The organism is Paenibacillus sp. FSL R7-0204, assembly GCF_038002225.1.
GTDB lineage: Bacteria > Bacillota > Bacilli > Paenibacillales > Paenibacillaceae > Paenibacillus_AQ.
In genome coordinates, this window is sequence record NZ_JBBOCA010000001.1 from 6929358 (window position 1) to 6945283 (window position 15926).

Below are 15926 nucleotides of genomic sequence, written 5' to 3' on the forward strand. Positions count from 1 at the left end.
ATTACATGTGAATATATCTTACGTCAATATATTTATTTACCGCTGTATAATCTTACTTTTTTGCTTCCGAAACATTTACTTCCAATGTATTTTGGAATAACTGTAAAAAAACCTTTTCCTCATCATTATCATGAGTTTAATCGGGTTAGTTTTAATGACACTTTCTTATCATTTTCGCGATTTTCCGACACTGTTCGCCATATTTCCGTATGTTTCAGCGCTAATCCGCTTGCTGTCTAGCCCTTTCCCGGCACAAAAAAGAAGGATAACCGCTCCGGGCTCTCTCTGCCCTCGGCTCATTATCCTTCCTTGTAATGCTGATGCTTTTTTATTTTTTTGACAAAATCGTGACTGAACTACTCTACCGACTTCAGCGCTTCAATCATATGAATCCGCTTGAGCTTGATGTGCATGAATGCCATTACAATCCCTGAGAATAGTATGGTCAGTAGCGCTGCATAGATGTAGCTCTGCCACTTGATGAGCGGAGCGAACATGGTGGCATCCAGCTCGGCAGTCGACAGGACGAACCGGTGCAGGATCACCCCCAGGGCACTGCCGGACAGGATACCGAGCAGGGTCAGCAGAATATTTTCCCGGTAAATATATAGAGTGACTTCCTTATCATAGAAGCCGAGCACCTTAATCGTAGACAACTCGCGGACCCGCTCGGACACGTTAATATTGGTCAAATTGTACAGAACTACGAAGGCCAGCGCGGCAGCAGAGACAATCAGCACCACAATGACGATATCCATACTGTCCATAGTTTCCTCGAAGGCTTCTCCCACACCGCTGGAAAAGCTGACCAAGGCCACCTGTCCATTCGCAGTCAGCTTCTCCCCGAAGGCACTCTCCCACCTTGTATCCTTGCCGCTGTAAATCAATAATTGAGTATTATAGACCGGCTCCTTGCCGAACACCTCCGTGTAGTAAGCCGGAGTCATGTATACATAATGCAGCACATAGTTCTCAGTGACCGCCGCTACCTTGACCTGGAATGGCTCATTGTTGCTGTCAAGAAGCGTCAACGTATCCCCGGGGGCAACATCATACAGCTTAGCCAGCTTCTCAGTAATGACCGCGCCCCCGTCACTCAGTACATGCGGCTTACCCGTGCTGCGGTCCTTAAGATTAACAAAAGACGCCAGCTCAGCTGTATCCGAGGGAACAAAAATCCGCACTTCCTGGTCATTCACGCCTTTGGCCCGGGCGGTCATAGCCTCCTGCAGCACATTCAGCGTGCCTGTCACCGCAGTCTCCTGTTCAATCAGCTCCTTATAGGAAGCCTGATCTGAGGCTGTTGCATTATCATGCAGGGCCACCAGGGCGCTGTATTTCATAATCCCGCCGAACTGCCGCTCGGCAATGCTGCCGATGGAATCCTTCAGCCCAAAGCCGGTCAGAATCAGCGCGGTACAGCCTGCCACCCCGATAACGGTCATGAACATCCGCTGCTTGTAGCGGAACAGGTTGCGGGCCGTGACCTTTTGCACGAAGCTGAGCCTTCTCCACAGGAAGGTGAAGCGCTCCAGCAGAATCCGCTGCCCGCTCTTCGGTGCCTTGGGCCGCATCAGCACAGACGCGTTGCTCCGCAGCTCCACCCGTGAAGCGATCATCGCCGTCATTGTTGTACAGACCAGCGCTACCAGGATGGAGACCACCGCATAGTCCAGGTAGAAGCTCTTGATCACATCAGGCAGGTTATAGAGCGAGCTGTAGGCATTATAGATGAGGTCCGGGAAAAAGGTGAAGCCCACCGCCAGGCCCACCACCGAGGCGGACAGACTGGCAAGTGTGCCGTACACCAGAAACTTAGTCATTATGTCCATAGCGCCGTATCCGAGTGCCTTCAACGTCCCAATCTGGAGCCGCTGCTCCTCCACCATGCGGGTCATCGTGGTTAAGCTGACAAGCGCTGCAATCAGGAAAAAGAATACCGGAAACGCCGAAGCAATCGCGGACAGCCGGTCCGCATTATCCTTATATTCGGCGTATCCGGGGTTAATCGTGCGGTCAGCCACATATACCTTGGGCAGCTCCGGCTGGCTCTGTGCGTCGGATGCTGCCTGTTGTTGCGGCTGCGGCTGTTGCGTCCCCTGCTGAGCCGCAGCCTGCTTGGCCGCCGCTACCGCCTCCTCCTTCAGCTCTTCCAGACGCTGCGCCGGGTAATCCTTCAGCGCTTGCTCTGTCTCTGTGAGGTGGCGCTCAACCAACGTGTCATAGGCCGGAGTATAGGCCCTCTCCGCAGCCGTATCCTTGAAGCTGAGGTATGCCTCTGTATATACCGGAAGTGTGAAATCCCCTTCCGGGATGACGGCGAACGCATCGGCAGTCCCTTTGCCGATCCGGCTCGTTCCACGGTTCGCGGTCTCAATATATTGTGGGCTCTGCGCGAAGCCTACTACGGTATAGGTCTTGGTCCGGAAGCTCTGTTCGGGCTTCTCTCCGGCCTCCCCGCCGAAGGTAATGGAATCGCCGAGCTTGAATTTCTCCTGTTCGCGCAGGTGTTCATCCAGTACAATCTCTCCAGAGGCTGCCGGGAGATGCCCGGCGGTGAGCTTGTAGCCGTTCAGTTCATTATTGTCCGCATACGAATAGACCTTGGCAATCAGCCCGCTGTCGCCAAGAAAGACATCAGCGCTGTATACAGGCTGAACCGTCTGCACCCCGGGTATGCCCTGAAGCTGTTCAATCCCTTGCTCCGACAGGCCGTAAGTGGACTGGACCCGCAGATCCATCAGCCGCAGATCCTTATAATACGTAGCTGCGGTGTCCAGCATATCCGGCCCGGCCGACTTGATCCCGGAGAAGAAGCTGACCCCCAGCATAATAATTGCAAAGATCGAGAGGAACCTCGCCTTGGTACGGCTGATCTCCCGAAAAACATCCTTCCATAGTGCCCGTTTCTTCATCATTCCCGGCTCCTTACCATTCGATATCTTCCACGGATACCGGTGCTGGATTCTTCACCATTTTCCGTACCTTGGCGTTGTTGATCTCAATGACCCGGTCGGCCATCGGAGCAATCGCCAGGTTATGCGTGATCACAATCACCGTTGTGCCGGTGTCACGGCAGGTATCCTGCAGCAGCTTAAGCACCTGCTTGCCGGTATTGTAATCGAGCGCACCGGTCGGCTCATCACAGAGCAGCAGCTTCGGCTGCTTCGCCAGCGCTCTGGCGATAGCCACGCGCTGCTGCTCCCCGCCCGAGAGCTGGGCCGGGAAGTTATTCAACCGCGCGCCAAGGCCTACATCCTCCAGTACCTTCCGGGCATCGAGCGCCCGGGGCGAAATCTGCGAGGCCAACTCGACATTCTCCAGGGTGGTCAGATTAGGGACCAGATTATAAAACTGAAACACGAAACCCACGTCATTACGGCGGTAGCCGGTCAATTCCTTGGCGCTGAAACGTGCGATGTCAGTACCGTCCACAATGACCTGGCCTTCGTCGGCGGAATCCATTCCGCCCAGTATGTTAAGCACCGTTGACTTTCCTGCTCCGCTGGGCCCTACAATTACAGCAAATTCACCCTTCTCGATCTCGAACTCAATGCCGTCGTTGGCAACAATCAGGGTCTCCCCCATCTTATAGCGTTTATATTCGTCCTTCACCGTTACGAATGCCATGCCGTCTCCTCCTGTCTTCTCCACAAACCGCTAATGCACCAGAACTAGCAGATACGATTCAATTAATCCAGTGTAGCACATGAACCCCCTATGATTGCAAAAGTGGAGTCATCACGCATTGCTCCTCCTGGCGGAAAAGGAAACCCGCCGCTTCGCGGCACGTACGCGGAGCACGCGCGAGTACGTAGAGCAGGCGGAAGGACGCGGAGCACGTGCGAGTAAGAGGAGCAAGCGGAAGGACCCCGGAGCAAAACAGGCGGGTCGCAGCAAGAGTAAGCAAATGGAAAAACGTATCTTAATTCCCGGATTACCGATATATTTCCGGAAGCAGGTGGAAAAACAGCATTTAATCAGGTCAATTTTGCTATTTTAGATGAAACGGGCGGATTTAAGTGGCTTTTTTCCAACTGTTGTCTGTTATTAGACCCAACCTTAATTAGCAAATGCCATTCATCCAACTATTTCCTGCTGATCTGCCTGCCAGTCTCTTCTCCAAGCCCATTTCTCCCTCAAAAGAATGAAGCTTCATCCTCCGGCCGCTCCGGCTGCCAGCAAGTATTCCCCTCACAGCAAAAAACCTCCTGACGGAGGTTTTTACCCGATGTTCTTGCCCGATGTTGTTACTCAGCCTTATTTATGGTGTCGGCATTCCGCCGTTAGCATTCAGGGTCTCGCCGCTGACATAGCTTGATTCCTGGCTGGCCAGGAATACATAAGCCGGGGCCATTTCAGCCGGTTGGCCGGGGCGTCCCAGCGGAGTCTTGGCTCCGAACTCCTTCAGGACTTCCTCCGGCTGTCCGCCGCTTACCTGAAGCGGAGTCCATACCGGTCCCGGTGCGACAACGTTCACCCGGATTCCCTTAGGTGCGACCTGCTGGGCGAACGCTTTGCTGAAGGTGTTGATCGCACTCTTCGTTGTAGCATAATCCAGCAGAATCTCAGAAGGCTCATAGGCCTGAATGGATGAGGTGTTGATGATCGTGCTGCCCGGCTTCATATGCTTCACCGCTGCTTTGCAGAGCCAGAACAGCGAGTAGACATTCGTCTTGAAGGTAGCATCGAACTGCTCTGTGGTCAGATCTGCGATGTCCTTCACGAACTGTTGCTTACCGGCAATGTTAGCCAGGATATCAATCCCGCCCAGCTCCTCTACGGCCTTGGCAATCAACTGCTCGCAGTACTTCTCGTCCTTCAGATCACCCGGCAGGGCCACCGCCTTGCGTCCGGCTTCCTCGACAAGCTTAACCACTTCCTTCGCGTCAGCTTCTTCCTCCGGCAGGTAGGCCAGCACCACATCCGCGCCTTCACGGGCAAAAGCAATCGCTACTGCCCGCCCGATTCCGCTGTCCGCTCCCGTAACAACAGCCTTCCGTCCGGTGAGCTTCCCGCTGCCTTTGTAGGTACCCGCCCCGTCATCAGGACGCGGATGCATCTTCGTCTCCAGGCCGGGGCTGGGCTGCTGCTGCTCGAATTCAGGTGTAGCCTTTTCATATTGCTGCACAGGATCTTGAATCTTATATTGATTACTCATGATAATATTCCTCCTCTGTTCGCTTCTGATTGTGTAGGCTTCTGACTCTTTCTATGTAACCAGCTTCCCTTTTTCTTAAACGAATTATGTATGAGTGCAGCCACAAAAATAAAAGCCCCCTGCCAAAAGAGCAAGGGGCCCCCACTGTATATCATTTAATGAATCAGAACTCTTCGTACACGGCCGGGTCCTGCTCCCACAGCGGTCCGGTGGTCGGAATGTCCGAGATCATCTTCATCTCTTCCTCCGACAATTCGAAGCCGAAGATATCTATATTCTCCCGCTGATGCGTCTCCGACTGCGACCTTGGAATCGGAACGGCTCCTAGCTGCACATGCCAGCGCAGAACAATCTGCGAGACGGATATGCCCCGGGCTGCGGCAATGGCCCGCAGCTGTTCATTCTTCAGCAAATCCTCGCCGCGTCCCAGCGGACTCCAGGATTCTGTAATGATTCCGTGCTTCTCATGATATGCGCGCTGCTCTGCCTGATTATAGAAGGGATGCAGCTCAATCTGGTTCATACTCGGCACCACACCCGTCTCCTTGATCAGGCGGTCCAGATGCTCCGGCAGGAAATTACTGACTCCGATCGAACGGATCAGCCCTTTTGCCCGCGCATCAATCAGTGCCTGCCACGCTTCCACATACAGGTTCACCTTAGGATTCGGCCAGTGGATCAGATACAGATCATAATAATCCAGCCCTGCCCGGTACAGCGATTCCTCAATCGTCTTGACTGCTTCCTCATACTTGTGATGGCGTCCGGGCAGCTTGGAGGTAATGAACAGTTGGTCTCTGGCTACGCCGCTCTGCCTCACCGCCTCTCCGACAACACCCTCATTCTCATAGTTGAATGCGGAATCGATCAGACGATAGCCTAAATCCAGCGCTGTCTTCACACTTTCCACACCCTCAGCGCCTCTGATCCGCGCAGTTCCAAAGCCAATTGCAGGTGCCTTCCTTCCATCATTCAGCAGTATTTCCGGAATATGATTTGTCATGTTTAAGAGCCTCCTGTGTGAAGATCATCGATCTCATGCTTCGTTATTCCTCATTCAGACGGATCAAATGCCGGTACTGCCATTCGCGCTCCTGCATCACGGCAGAAGCGGCCAGGCCGGGTCCGGCTGCTTCGTACACTGCCTTAACCGCATAAGTGGCGGCATGCACCGCATGGGTGGCTACATGGGCGGTGGCCGCTGCATGACCCGCAGCGCGGCAAGCCGCGCAGGCCGCTGCCGGACTTACCTCACGCGCAGCCGAGTGGGCCGCGAACGCAGCTTGCCGTGCAGCGGTCATCTTCAGCTCCCTGCGCACCCAGGCGCGTCCGGCTTCTACTGCCTGCCGGGGCCGCTTCTCTTCCGGGGATGCCGCCTCCACATAAGGCAGTACCCGTTCTGCACAGTCCCCGGCCCAGGCAGCCAATACTTCGTGCTGACTTGTGGCGGCCAGTGCGGCGATGGATTCATCCAGCCCGTCAGCGGCCAGTTTGGCCTTCACTCTACTCCTCCAGCAGCCCCTGCCGGAATCTTAACCAGCACCTGATACTGCTTACCCGGTCTTAGTTCCTTCAGAACACCGTCTTCCACAAGCTGTCCGCCCAGATATACCTCGATTGCCGCCACGCCGGACTCACGCTTCATATCAATCTGCAGCCCGGCGCCTCTGAAGCTACGCTTCACGGTTGCCTCCTGCCAGCCGGACGGAAGCTGCGGCTTCACCTGAAGCCCTTCCCGGCAGCCCTGCAGGCCGAACAGCCCGTCGATCAGACAACGGTACACCCAGGGAACGGTTCCGGTGTTGAACAGATGGCTGGAACGTCCGGCGGTCTGCGGGAACTGCTTGTAAGCGCCCCGGTAATAGTTAGGGATGAACACCGGCAGTTGGCCCCGCCGGATGATATCCTCGATATCGGGCCCGGGGAGCATTTTACGCAGCAGACGGTACGCGTGGTCCTGCTCACCCACTGCATACAAGCCATAGATATAGAAGGCAGCGGCATGGTTGTAGACAGCACCGTTCTCGGCTGTCCCCGGATGCTTCTGGGTGACCCGGCCCACATCCTCGCGCATGGCGGTATAGGACGGGGCGAGCTTTTCCACTCCATACGGGGTCTCCAGCTGTTCATGAACCGAATTCATCAGCTTCGCCCGCTTCTCCTCATCCGCCGCACCGCTGAGCAGCGCCCAGCCCTGGGGATTAATGAAGATCCGGCCTTCCTTGTCACTGCTGATTCCGAACACCACATTGTCATCGGTAATTCCCCGCGCATACCACTCGCCATCCCAGAAGTACTGATTGACGAGCGCATTCGTCTCCTCCGCCGCATGGCGGAAGGTCTTGGCGACATCCGTACGGCCGCTCCGCTCACAAATATCCGCCCAGACCATACATGCATACGCGGTAGCTATGGTCAGCCAGCCGGACACGCCTTGTCCCCGGTACCCTACCATATTCATCGGGTCACACCAGTCTCCCTGATTGATATAATTCAGGCCGCGCTCATCCCGCTCATGAAGCAGCCACTGCACCGCCCGGTCGATATGCTCATGCACAGGTCCTGTCTCCAGGCCGCCCGCATACGATACTTCCTCATCCAGAATGCTGTAATCATCCGTCTCATCCAGGTAGGTACTGAGGCAAACCGGCAGCCAGACACAATGGTCCGTATGCGGAACCTGATTGATATATTTCAGTTCAGCCGCTTCATGCAAAATAATGCCGTCCGGCATCGCACCGCTGGCCTCCTGCTGGCTTAAGGCCGTCAGGAACGCTTCTCTTGCCGTCTGCGGCTTAAGATAGCTCATCCCCATATTATCCTGCAGATAATTCCGGGTCTGCGGGTCGGTGGTCAGGCGGTTGGTCTGCCCGTGATAATACATCTGCCGGGGCAGCCAGTGGTTGACCAGATTGTCGAGGTCCGCATCCGGCGTGGAGATCTCAATGCTCCCTCTGCCTTCTGCGATGTACTGGGCATATTCCCGCTCGGCGCGCACGAATCCGTCCTCGCCTGCCGCATCGGTATCCAGGAACAGCTTCCGGCGGATCTCCGCGATTCTCTGCTCACTCCGGGCCGGGCCGAAGATGAAGCGGTATTCACGTTCTTCCCCCGCAGCCAGGTCCATACTGTATTGCAGGGCGGCAACCGGGGTCTCATAACGGGCTTCGCCTTGCGCCAGCCGCTTACTCTTAAGCGCTGACGGCGAGCCGATACCGCCTTCGCCCTCGAAGGCTTCCTGATTCACTTCCCAGGAGGCCGGAGCATGGTCGGCCAGCAGGAAGGTTTTGTCCTTCAGATGCTTGATTTTGGCATAATCCTGATATTTCTGATAAGGTGTGACCGCTGTAGCCACGATTCCCTGCAACGCTTCCTTATACTCGCCCGACTGATTCATCCAGGACATGTATCCGATGGTGAAGTAGGGATAGATGCTGATACTCCGCCGCGCCGCAGACAGATTGGTCACCTTCACCCGCCACAGCTCCATCGGGTCATCCTTAGGCAGGCTTAGCGTCATCTCTATCGCGATTCCGTTCTTCTCGATGGTCCATACAATATTATGTTTACCAACCGCAAAAGTGTAATGATCCGGAGGGTTGCGGACAGGCTCATAAGGGGCAGAGAACAGCTCCCCGTTCTCCTCATCCTTGACATAGACGAAGCGTCCGGGGTGGTGGGCATAATAAGGCTGCTCCGGCTGCATGAACGTCTTGGCCTCCAGATTCGGCGCATAGGAGTATTTGGCAGGCTCGGGCTGCATGAACTGGGCTACCGCATATCCCCGGCAGTTCATATGAATCATCATCTGCTCATTCCACAGGAACCCCGAAGCCTTGGGGAGAATGGTGGGACTGGACAGCTCATAATATTCGTTATCTTCAGATGCTCTTATCATACTCGCGCCTCTCTTTCCGGAATAAATATCCATCATTCTAGTAATCTTTATTCAAGAATACGCTCTCATAGGTTTGGGGGCAAGTCTACTGGAAGAGTTTCAATTTCATTGATTTGGTTTTTATAGTAGAATACACCCAGGTTAACTACCACTAAATGAGAGGTGCATCATATGAAGCAATCGTACATAGCCAGACTTGAATTATTCGTAACTAACGCCCAGCAGATTAAACAGGAATTCCCGTGGCAAAATGCCTCCGTGAACCGGCTGGCCGCCTTGCTCTACGCAGTGGAAGACAAAATGGCCAATGTGCAGGCGATCCGCATGTACCATGAGATGGTTAAGGATAACACCCGGGGCTTCTCTTCCTTCCGGGGAACCTCAGCCATCTGTATTGCTGCGCTGCTCTCCCTGTCCCCCCAGCCGGAACAGCAGCTTGCAGCTACGCTGGCTGTATATGACCTGCTCAAGGAACGTAAATTCCGGGCCTCCGACTACCTGGTGATTGCCGCCTATCAGATCGCTGTCCATACCCCGTACGATCAATATGCCGCAGCCATAGACCGCACCCAGGCTTTCTATGAAGGAATGCGGTCGAAGCACCGTTTCCTCACCGGACGGGACGACTATATCTTCGCTGCCATGCTCGGCCTCTCCGATATCCCTGTAGAGCAAGGGCTAGAGCAGTTGGAACAGCTCTATGTTACGCTCAAGCCCGAGTTCTTCTCCGGCAATAGTGTTCAGGCACTGACGCAGGTGCTGGTGCTGGGCGGTGAGGATCTCACAAGCCGGGTGCTAAGTCTGCGTGAGGCGTTCCGGGCAAGGGATATCCGGCTGGATAAGGAGTATACACTCTCGTCCCTCGGCATCCTGTCCCTGATCCCTTATGAGCAGCAGCAACTTGTAAGTGATGTCTCGGACACCTATGAGTTCCTCCGTCCGCAGAAGGGCTTCGGCGGCTGGTCCATTAACAAGCAGGAGCTGCTCCTGCTGTCTGCCGCCCTCGTCTCCTATCAATATATAGTCGATGTACGAAACGGCATTATTGAATCCACCCTATCTACCAGCCTGACCAACATCATCATTGCCCAGCAGACAGCGATTGCTGTAGCTGCTGCCTCTGCTGCGGCGGCAGCTTCTTCTTAAGGGTTGACATGCAAAAGGCCTCCGGAGCGTAATTGCTTCGGAAGCCTTTTTAATTGTACCTCGAAGCCGGTTCGTCACTGCGGTGAACATTTGGACTTCCGGCCGCTGTTGTCGTAAGAATTTCTTGATTTGTACCGCTAATCGCGGTTGAAATCCAGAGACAAAGGCGGTCGCTATCGCTCCTGCAGTTCCAAATTTCCCCTCCGCTTCTTTTTGTTTTTTTAAATTTGTTGCTGAACGTTGCGAGAGCAGGCTTTTAGTTGGATTTCAGGCACTTGTTAACCAGCAATCTCCCGTGTGACGGAAATTAGTTGGATTTATGACACTTAGCTCTGCCCATATCTGCGATGTTACCTATATCCGCTGGATTAGGTGTATAATTTCCAACTTCACTTCACCAAACAACGTTTTTGTTATAATTAGATGACGTTTTTCCACTTGTTGTTATGTTAAGTAGCTGCGGCCGCTTGCCTGCCACCCTTCCGCAACAACCTACACTTCCTCCCCATCCCCGGGCATCCGGCGTCTGCCGATCCCAAACGCATAGTACCCCGCTACAACAATAGCCAGGAAGGACGCGCCGACGATCAGCGACAGATGGGTATCCGGGTTGAACCACATGCCGATGATGACCAGCGACAGGAAGATAATGATAATGTAGTTGCTGACCGGGAAGAAGCGGGACTTGAACGGATGGGCTGCCATCTCGCCTGCCCACCGCTCTCTGAATCTGAACTGGCTGAAGGCCAGGGCGAACCACGGAATCATTCCCGGAAGCACGCTGGCACTGTAAATATAGAGAAATAGCTTGGAGTCCGGCATCAGATAGTTTAACAATACGCCGACCAGCAGCAGGGAGATCGTTGTGATAATACTGTTGCGGGGCACTCCGCTGGCAGAGACTCTGCCGAAGAACTTCGGAGCCTGTCCGTTCTGGGCCAGCGTGTAGAGCATTCTTCCCGCACTGTAAATCCCGCTGTTGCAGCCCGACATCGCCGCTGTCAGCACCACGAAGTTAATAATGCCGGCCGCAGCGACAATACCCACCTTGGCGAAGGTCAACACGAACGGACTGCCGATCTCGCCGATCTCATTCCACGGATAAATGGTCACAATGATGAAGATGGCCCCCACGTAGAAAATCAGAATGCGCCAGATGATATTCTTGATCGCTTTTCGCAGCGTTTGCTTCGGATTCTCCGCTTCCCCTGCCGTAATCCCTACCAGCTCAATCCCCTGATAGGCCGCCGTGACAATGCAGAGCGCGAACAGAAATCCCTTCAATCCTCCGGCAAAAAAACCGCCATGGCTATACAGATTGGACAGACCGAGCGGCTGCCCGCCATTGCCGAGACCGAAGAAAATCACCCCGGTGCCGATCACCAGCATCACAACAATGGCAACTACCTTAATCATCGCAAACCAGAACTCAAACTCCCCGTACAGCTTCACCGCCGCCAGATTGGCTGCTGCAATGATGCCCACACCGATCAGTGCCGGAATCCACTGCGGGATATCCGGGAACCAGTACCCGACATAGATTCCAATCGCCGTAACCTCGGCCATGCCGACTGTCACCCACAGGAACCAATAGCTCCAGGCGGTCAGGAAGCCGGCCAGCGGGCTGATATATTTATGCGCAAAAGTGGCGAACGAACCGGTCACCGGCTCCACCACCAGCATCTCCCCCATAATCCGCATCACAAAAAACATAATGATGCCTGCCAACAGATACGCAAGCAGCACGGAAGGCCCTGCCCACTTAATCGTACTTGCCGAGCCCATGAATAATCCCACGCCAATCGTGCCGCCCAGTGCGATCAGCTCGATATGCCGCGGCTTAAGTCCTCTGGTTAACTGTTTGGATTCCAACGAAATGCTCCCCCTCATATGTACATCTGTACACCTCACATGTACTCAACGCAATCTATCTTAATATGTAAGCATCATTGTATGCTGTGATATACATTAACGCAATGCAGAATTACTGGATTACTCCAACGCATAATTCAATCGATTGTAACAACAAAATTAGCTGAGAACCTATACATTTTGCACCATAGTGTTATAATCACTTTGTTTATCACAAGACAACAGGAAACAGGTGATCAGATGTTTGAAATCAAATGGCTGTGGCAGAACCTGGAGGGCAACCGGGCACGGTATATCGTGGCACTCTGCCTCTCGGTGGTGGGCTCAAGTCTTACGATTGTGAACCCCTACATCAGCCAGCGCATCGTCGATACGTTCATTGCCGGTGACCACGCAGGTGAGAATCTTGCTACAGGACGCGGACTGCTCATTGCACTGTGCCTGGGCATGATCGGCTTCTCTCTGCTCCGTACAGGGCTGGCATACTTCACGACCATGCAGTACGAAATTTCTTCACAGAATATGATGTACAATATCCGGATTTATCTGTACAACAAGATTCAGGGCCAGGACCGGGAATATTATGACCGCAACCGCACCGGGGACCTGATGACCAAAATGACGGGGGATCTGGATATGGTCCGCCACTCGATGGCATGGATTTTCAAGACGATCATTGAATCGCTTACGATTTTCCTGGCAGCCGTCATTTATTTCCTCACAATTGATGTGAAGCTGACGCTGTGGATGCTGATCCTGTCACCGCCGATTTTTGTGGTGGCCTTTATCTTCGCCAAGAGAGTACGTCCAATGTACATCGACCTGCGCGAACGGCTGTCCCAGCTGAATACGACGACCCAGGAGAATATCTCCGGGAACCGGGTAGTGAAGGCTTTTGCCCGTGAGGAGTTCGAGATTGCCAAGTTCACAGAGAAGAATGTCAACTACGCGGTGGCGAATAAAAAAGCGGCCCTCGTCTGGCTCGACTACTTCCCTTATCTGGAGTCGTTCGCCCAAGGGTTCAACGTGGTCCTGATGCTGGCCGGCGGTTACTACGTGATGGAGGGGCGGATTACCTTCGGTGAGTTCACAGCGTTCTCCTCGCTGATCTGGGCGGTCTCGAACCCGATGCGCAATATCGGAATTATTATTAATGATATTCAGCGTTTCTTTGCCAGCTTATCCAAAATCGTCGATATCTATTACGCCCGTCCGGCGATTGCCAACGATCATAATCCGGTGGAGCGCCGCCGCTATGAGGGACGGATTGAATTCGACCAGGTCCGGTTCAAATATGATAACGCTACCGTGCTGGATGATGTGAGCTTCACGATAGCCCCCGGTGAGACCATTGCGATTATGGGGGCCACCGGCTCCGGCAAAACCTCACTGATCAACCTCATTCCCCGCTTCTATGATGTGGCTGGCGGGCGTGTGCTGGTCGACGGACGGGACGTCCGGGAGCTGGAGCTGGATGAGCTACGCGGGAACATCGGAATGGCTACGCAGGATGTCCTGCTCTTCTCCGATACCATTGACGGCAACATCGCTTACGGCGATCCCGATCTGCCTGAGGAGGATGCGAAGGCTTATGCGGCTCTGGCCGCTGCCCATGATTTCATTGTCAAAATGCCTGAAGGCTACGATACCGTAGTGGGGGAACGCGGTGTCGGATTGTCCGGCGGGCAAAAGCAGCGGATTGCGCTGGCCCGCGCCCTGGCGGTCCAACGTCCGATTCTGATCCTCGATGATACGACCTCTGCGGTCGATCTGGAGACCGAGGAGCATATTCAGCGCAGCCTGCGTGAGCTGGAGTACCCCTGCACGAAGATCATCATCGCACAGCGGGTATCCACTACGGCCCAGGCTGACCGCATCTTGATTCTTGAGGGCGGGCGCTTGATTGAGGAAGGGACCCATGCCGAGCTATTGGCGAAGCGGGGCTATTACTACGATGTATTCATGCTTCAGAACGAGGGCATTGGAAGGCAGGTGACCGAGAATGGCCAGGAATAAATTCGATGTCGATGAGAATCTGGAATCGCCGTTCAATATCAAGCATTTCCGGCGGGCCATGGTCTATATCAGACGCAAAAAGAAGCCGATGCTTATCGCATTCGCGCTTAGCGCATTGTCGGCGGCAATCGCCTTGTCGGCTCCGCTGATCATGCAGCATGTCGTGGATGTGACTATTCCGGCCAAAGATATGGGGGCATTGGCCGGCTGGTCAGCACTGATGCTGGCGACCATCGTGGTCAGTGTCATTCTGGCGACTATCCGCTCACGGATTATGACCCGCGTCGGTCAGGATATTATTTTCGATATCCGCACCGACCTGTTCAAGCATCTGCAGGATCTGCCGTTCAAATATTACGATGACCGTCCGCAGGGCAAGATTCTGATCCGGGTCGTGAACTACGTCAATGCGGTATCCGATGTATTGTCCAACGGAATTATCAACTTCATTCTGGAAATCGTGAACCTGATCTTCATCGCGGTGTTCATGTTCGCCGTGGATGTGCGGCTCTCCTTCATCATTCTGGCCGGACTGCCTGTCTTCCTCGGCATCATGCTGCTGATCAAGACCCGGCAGCGCCGGGCCTGGCAGGCCGTATCGAACAAAAGCTCCAACCTGAATGCTTATCTGCAGGAGAGCATCAGCGGCATCGGCGTCACCCAGATGTTCTCCCGGGAGACACGCAATGAAGGCATCTTCACCCGTCTGGCCGGCAACTTCCGCACGGCCTGGATGAAGGCACTGCGTTACAACATTCTGATTCCGTTCAGTGTCGATAACCTGTCTACCATTGTTACGGCTATGATCTTCCTGGTCGGTCTGCTGACTCTGGACCCGCAGAACATGACGCTGGGTGTGATTCTCGCCATGAGCAGCTATGCGGCCCGCTTCTGGCAGCCGATTCTGAACCTGTCGAACCTGTACAACAACTTCATTAATGCTGTGGCTTACCTGGAGCGGATCTTCGAGACGCTGGATGAGCCGGTAACGGTCAGCGATGTTCCCGGTGCGAAGGCGCTGCCGCCGGTTCAGGGCCGGGTGACATTCGATGATGTCACCTTCGCCTACGATCCGGGCCTGAATATCCTGGAGAACATCTCCTTCGATGTCGCAGCGGGTGAGAGCGTGGCTCTGGTCGGTCCGACTGGTGCGGGCAAGACCACCGTCGTCAACCTGATCTCGCGCTTCTATAACCTGACCGGCGGACGCATTCTGATCGACGGGCAGGATATCTCGCAGATTACCTTGAAATCGCTACGCGGGCAGATGGGGATTATGCTGCAGGACAGCTTCATCTTCTCGGGAACCATTCTGGATAATATCCGCTACGGCAGACCGGATGCGACCGAGCAGGAGGTCATCGCCGCCGCGAAGGCGGTCTGCGCGGACGACTTCATCCGCGAATTCGATCAGGGCTACCAGACCGAGGTGAACGAACGCGGCTCCAAGCTCTCCCAGGGACAGCGGCAGTTGATCTCGTTCGCCCGCACGCTGCTCGCGAACCCGCGGATTCTCATTCTCGATGAAGCCACCTCCTCCATCGATGCGCAGACCGAACGCCTGCTCCAGAAGGGGCTGAACGAGCTATTAAAGGGCCGGACCTCGTTCATCATCGCGCACCGCCTGTCTACCGTGAAGAACTGCGACCGGATTATGTATGTCTCGAACAAGGGCATCGCCGAGAGCGGATCGCATGATGAGCTGATCGCCCGCCGCGGCCTGTACCACCGGCTGTATACGGCGCAGAAGATGGAAGCCTGATGTGCAAAGCAGGATAAGGCTATATAGATTGTACTTGTAGTTCAATTTATATAGGTTCAAACAAGTGGAAA

At 54.4% G+C, this 15926-nt stretch carries 9 protein-coding genes and 1 pseudogene; 3 read left to right on the forward strand and 7 right to left on the reverse strand.

The features are described from left to right. Window positions 1–356: 356 nt before the first annotated feature. The 6 genes and pseudogenes from MKX42_RS29975 to MKX42_RS30000 form a co-directional block, all read right to left on the reverse strand. Window positions 357–2825 (reverse strand): annotated as a pseudogene (locus MKX42_RS29975) (ABC transporter permease); the annotation flags it as partial. A 103-nt stretch (window positions 2826–2928) separates the two neighbouring features. After that, window positions 2929–3630 carry an ABC transporter ATP-binding protein gene (locus MKX42_RS29980; RefSeq protein ID WP_340756855.1) on the reverse strand — a complete coding sequence of 234 codons (702 nt, stop codon included), beginning with the start codon at window positions 3628–3630 and terminating at the stop codon, window positions 2929–2931. A 634-nt stretch (window positions 3631–4264) separates the two neighbouring features. Continuing rightward, a complete protein-coding gene (locus tag MKX42_RS29985; protein ID WP_340756858.1) occupies window positions 4265–5161 on the reverse strand; it encodes an SDR family oxidoreductase in 897 nt (298 codons plus the stop codon). 163 nt (window positions 5162–5324) lie between these two features. Continuing rightward, window positions 5325–6164 (reverse strand): aldo/keto reductase, encoded by an 840-nt coding sequence (locus MKX42_RS29990; protein ID WP_340756860.1) that lies wholly within the window; start codon window positions 6162–6164, stop codon window positions 5325–5327. 43 nt (window positions 6165–6207) lie between these two features. Next, a complete protein-coding gene (locus MKX42_RS29995) occupies window positions 6208–6663 on the reverse strand; it encodes a putative immunity protein (RefSeq protein ID WP_235218408.1) in 456 nt (151 codons plus the stop codon). Then, window positions 6660–9059, reverse strand: coding sequence for a GH36-type glycosyl hydrolase domain-containing protein (locus tag MKX42_RS30000; protein ID WP_340756861.1), 2400 nt, complete (start codon window positions 9057–9059; stop codon window positions 6660–6662). The genes MKX42_RS29995 and MKX42_RS30000 overlap by 4 nt, the downstream gene beginning before the upstream one ends. A gap of 171 nt (window positions 9060–9230) precedes the next feature. Between MKX42_RS30000 and MKX42_RS30005 the strand changes: the two genes are divergently transcribed. Beyond that, the gene (locus tag MKX42_RS30005; RefSeq protein ID WP_340756863.1) at window positions 9231–10205 is read left to right on the forward strand and encodes a DUF4003 family protein; all 975 of its coding nucleotides are present in this window, start codon (window positions 9231–9233) and stop codon (window positions 10203–10205) included. Between the two features lie 492 nt (window positions 10206–10697). Here the strand turns inward: MKX42_RS30005 and MKX42_RS30010 are convergent, their stop codons facing one another. Continuing rightward, window positions 10698–12077, reverse strand: a complete 1380-nt coding sequence (locus MKX42_RS30010; RefSeq protein WP_340756865.1) for an amino acid permease — start codon at window positions 12075–12077, stop codon at window positions 10698–10700. 240 nt (window positions 12078–12317) lie between these two features. Here MKX42_RS30010 and MKX42_RS30015 point away from each other — a divergent pair, with 240 nt between their 5' ends. Then, entirely contained in the window at window positions 12318–14093 is a 1776-nt protein-coding gene (locus MKX42_RS30015; protein WP_340756867.1) for an ABC transporter ATP-binding protein, read from the forward strand. Continuing rightward, complete coding sequence (locus tag MKX42_RS30020; protein WP_340756868.1) at window positions 14080–15855, forward strand: ABC transporter ATP-binding protein; 1776 nt, start codon at window positions 14080–14082, stop codon at window positions 15853–15855. Before MKX42_RS30015 ends, MKX42_RS30020 begins: the two co-directional genes overlap by 14 nt. Window positions 15856–15926: the final 71 nt, after the last annotated feature.

What these genes read in the sequence shown, in the direction of transcription:
- MKX42_RS29980 (WP_340756855.1), bottom strand. Translation starts at nt 3,630, where the DNA reads ATGGCATTCGTAACGGTGAAGGACGAATATAAACGCTATAAGATGGGG.
- MKX42_RS29985 (WP_340756858.1), bottom strand. Translation starts at nt 5,161, where the DNA reads ATGAGTAATCAATATAAGATTCAAGATCCTGTGCAGCAATATGAAAAG.
- MKX42_RS29990 (WP_340756860.1), bottom strand. Translation starts at nt 6,164, where the DNA reads ATGACAAATCATATTCCGGAAATACTGCTGAATGATGGAAGGAAGGCA.
- MKX42_RS30000 (WP_340756861.1), bottom strand. Translation starts at nt 9,059, where the DNA reads ATGATAAGAGCATCTGAAGATAACGAATATTATGAGCTGTCCAGTCCC.
- MKX42_RS30005 (WP_340756863.1), top strand. Translation starts at nt 9,231, where the DNA reads ATGAAGCAATCGTACATAGCCAGACTTGAATTATTCGTAACTAACGCC.
- MKX42_RS30015 (WP_340756867.1), top strand. Translation starts at nt 12,318, where the DNA reads ATGTTTGAAATCAAATGGCTGTGGCAGAACCTGGAGGGCAACCGGGCA.
- MKX42_RS30020 (WP_340756868.1), top strand. Translation starts at nt 14,080, where the DNA reads ATGGCCAGGAATAAATTCGATGTCGATGAGAATCTGGAATCGCCGTTC.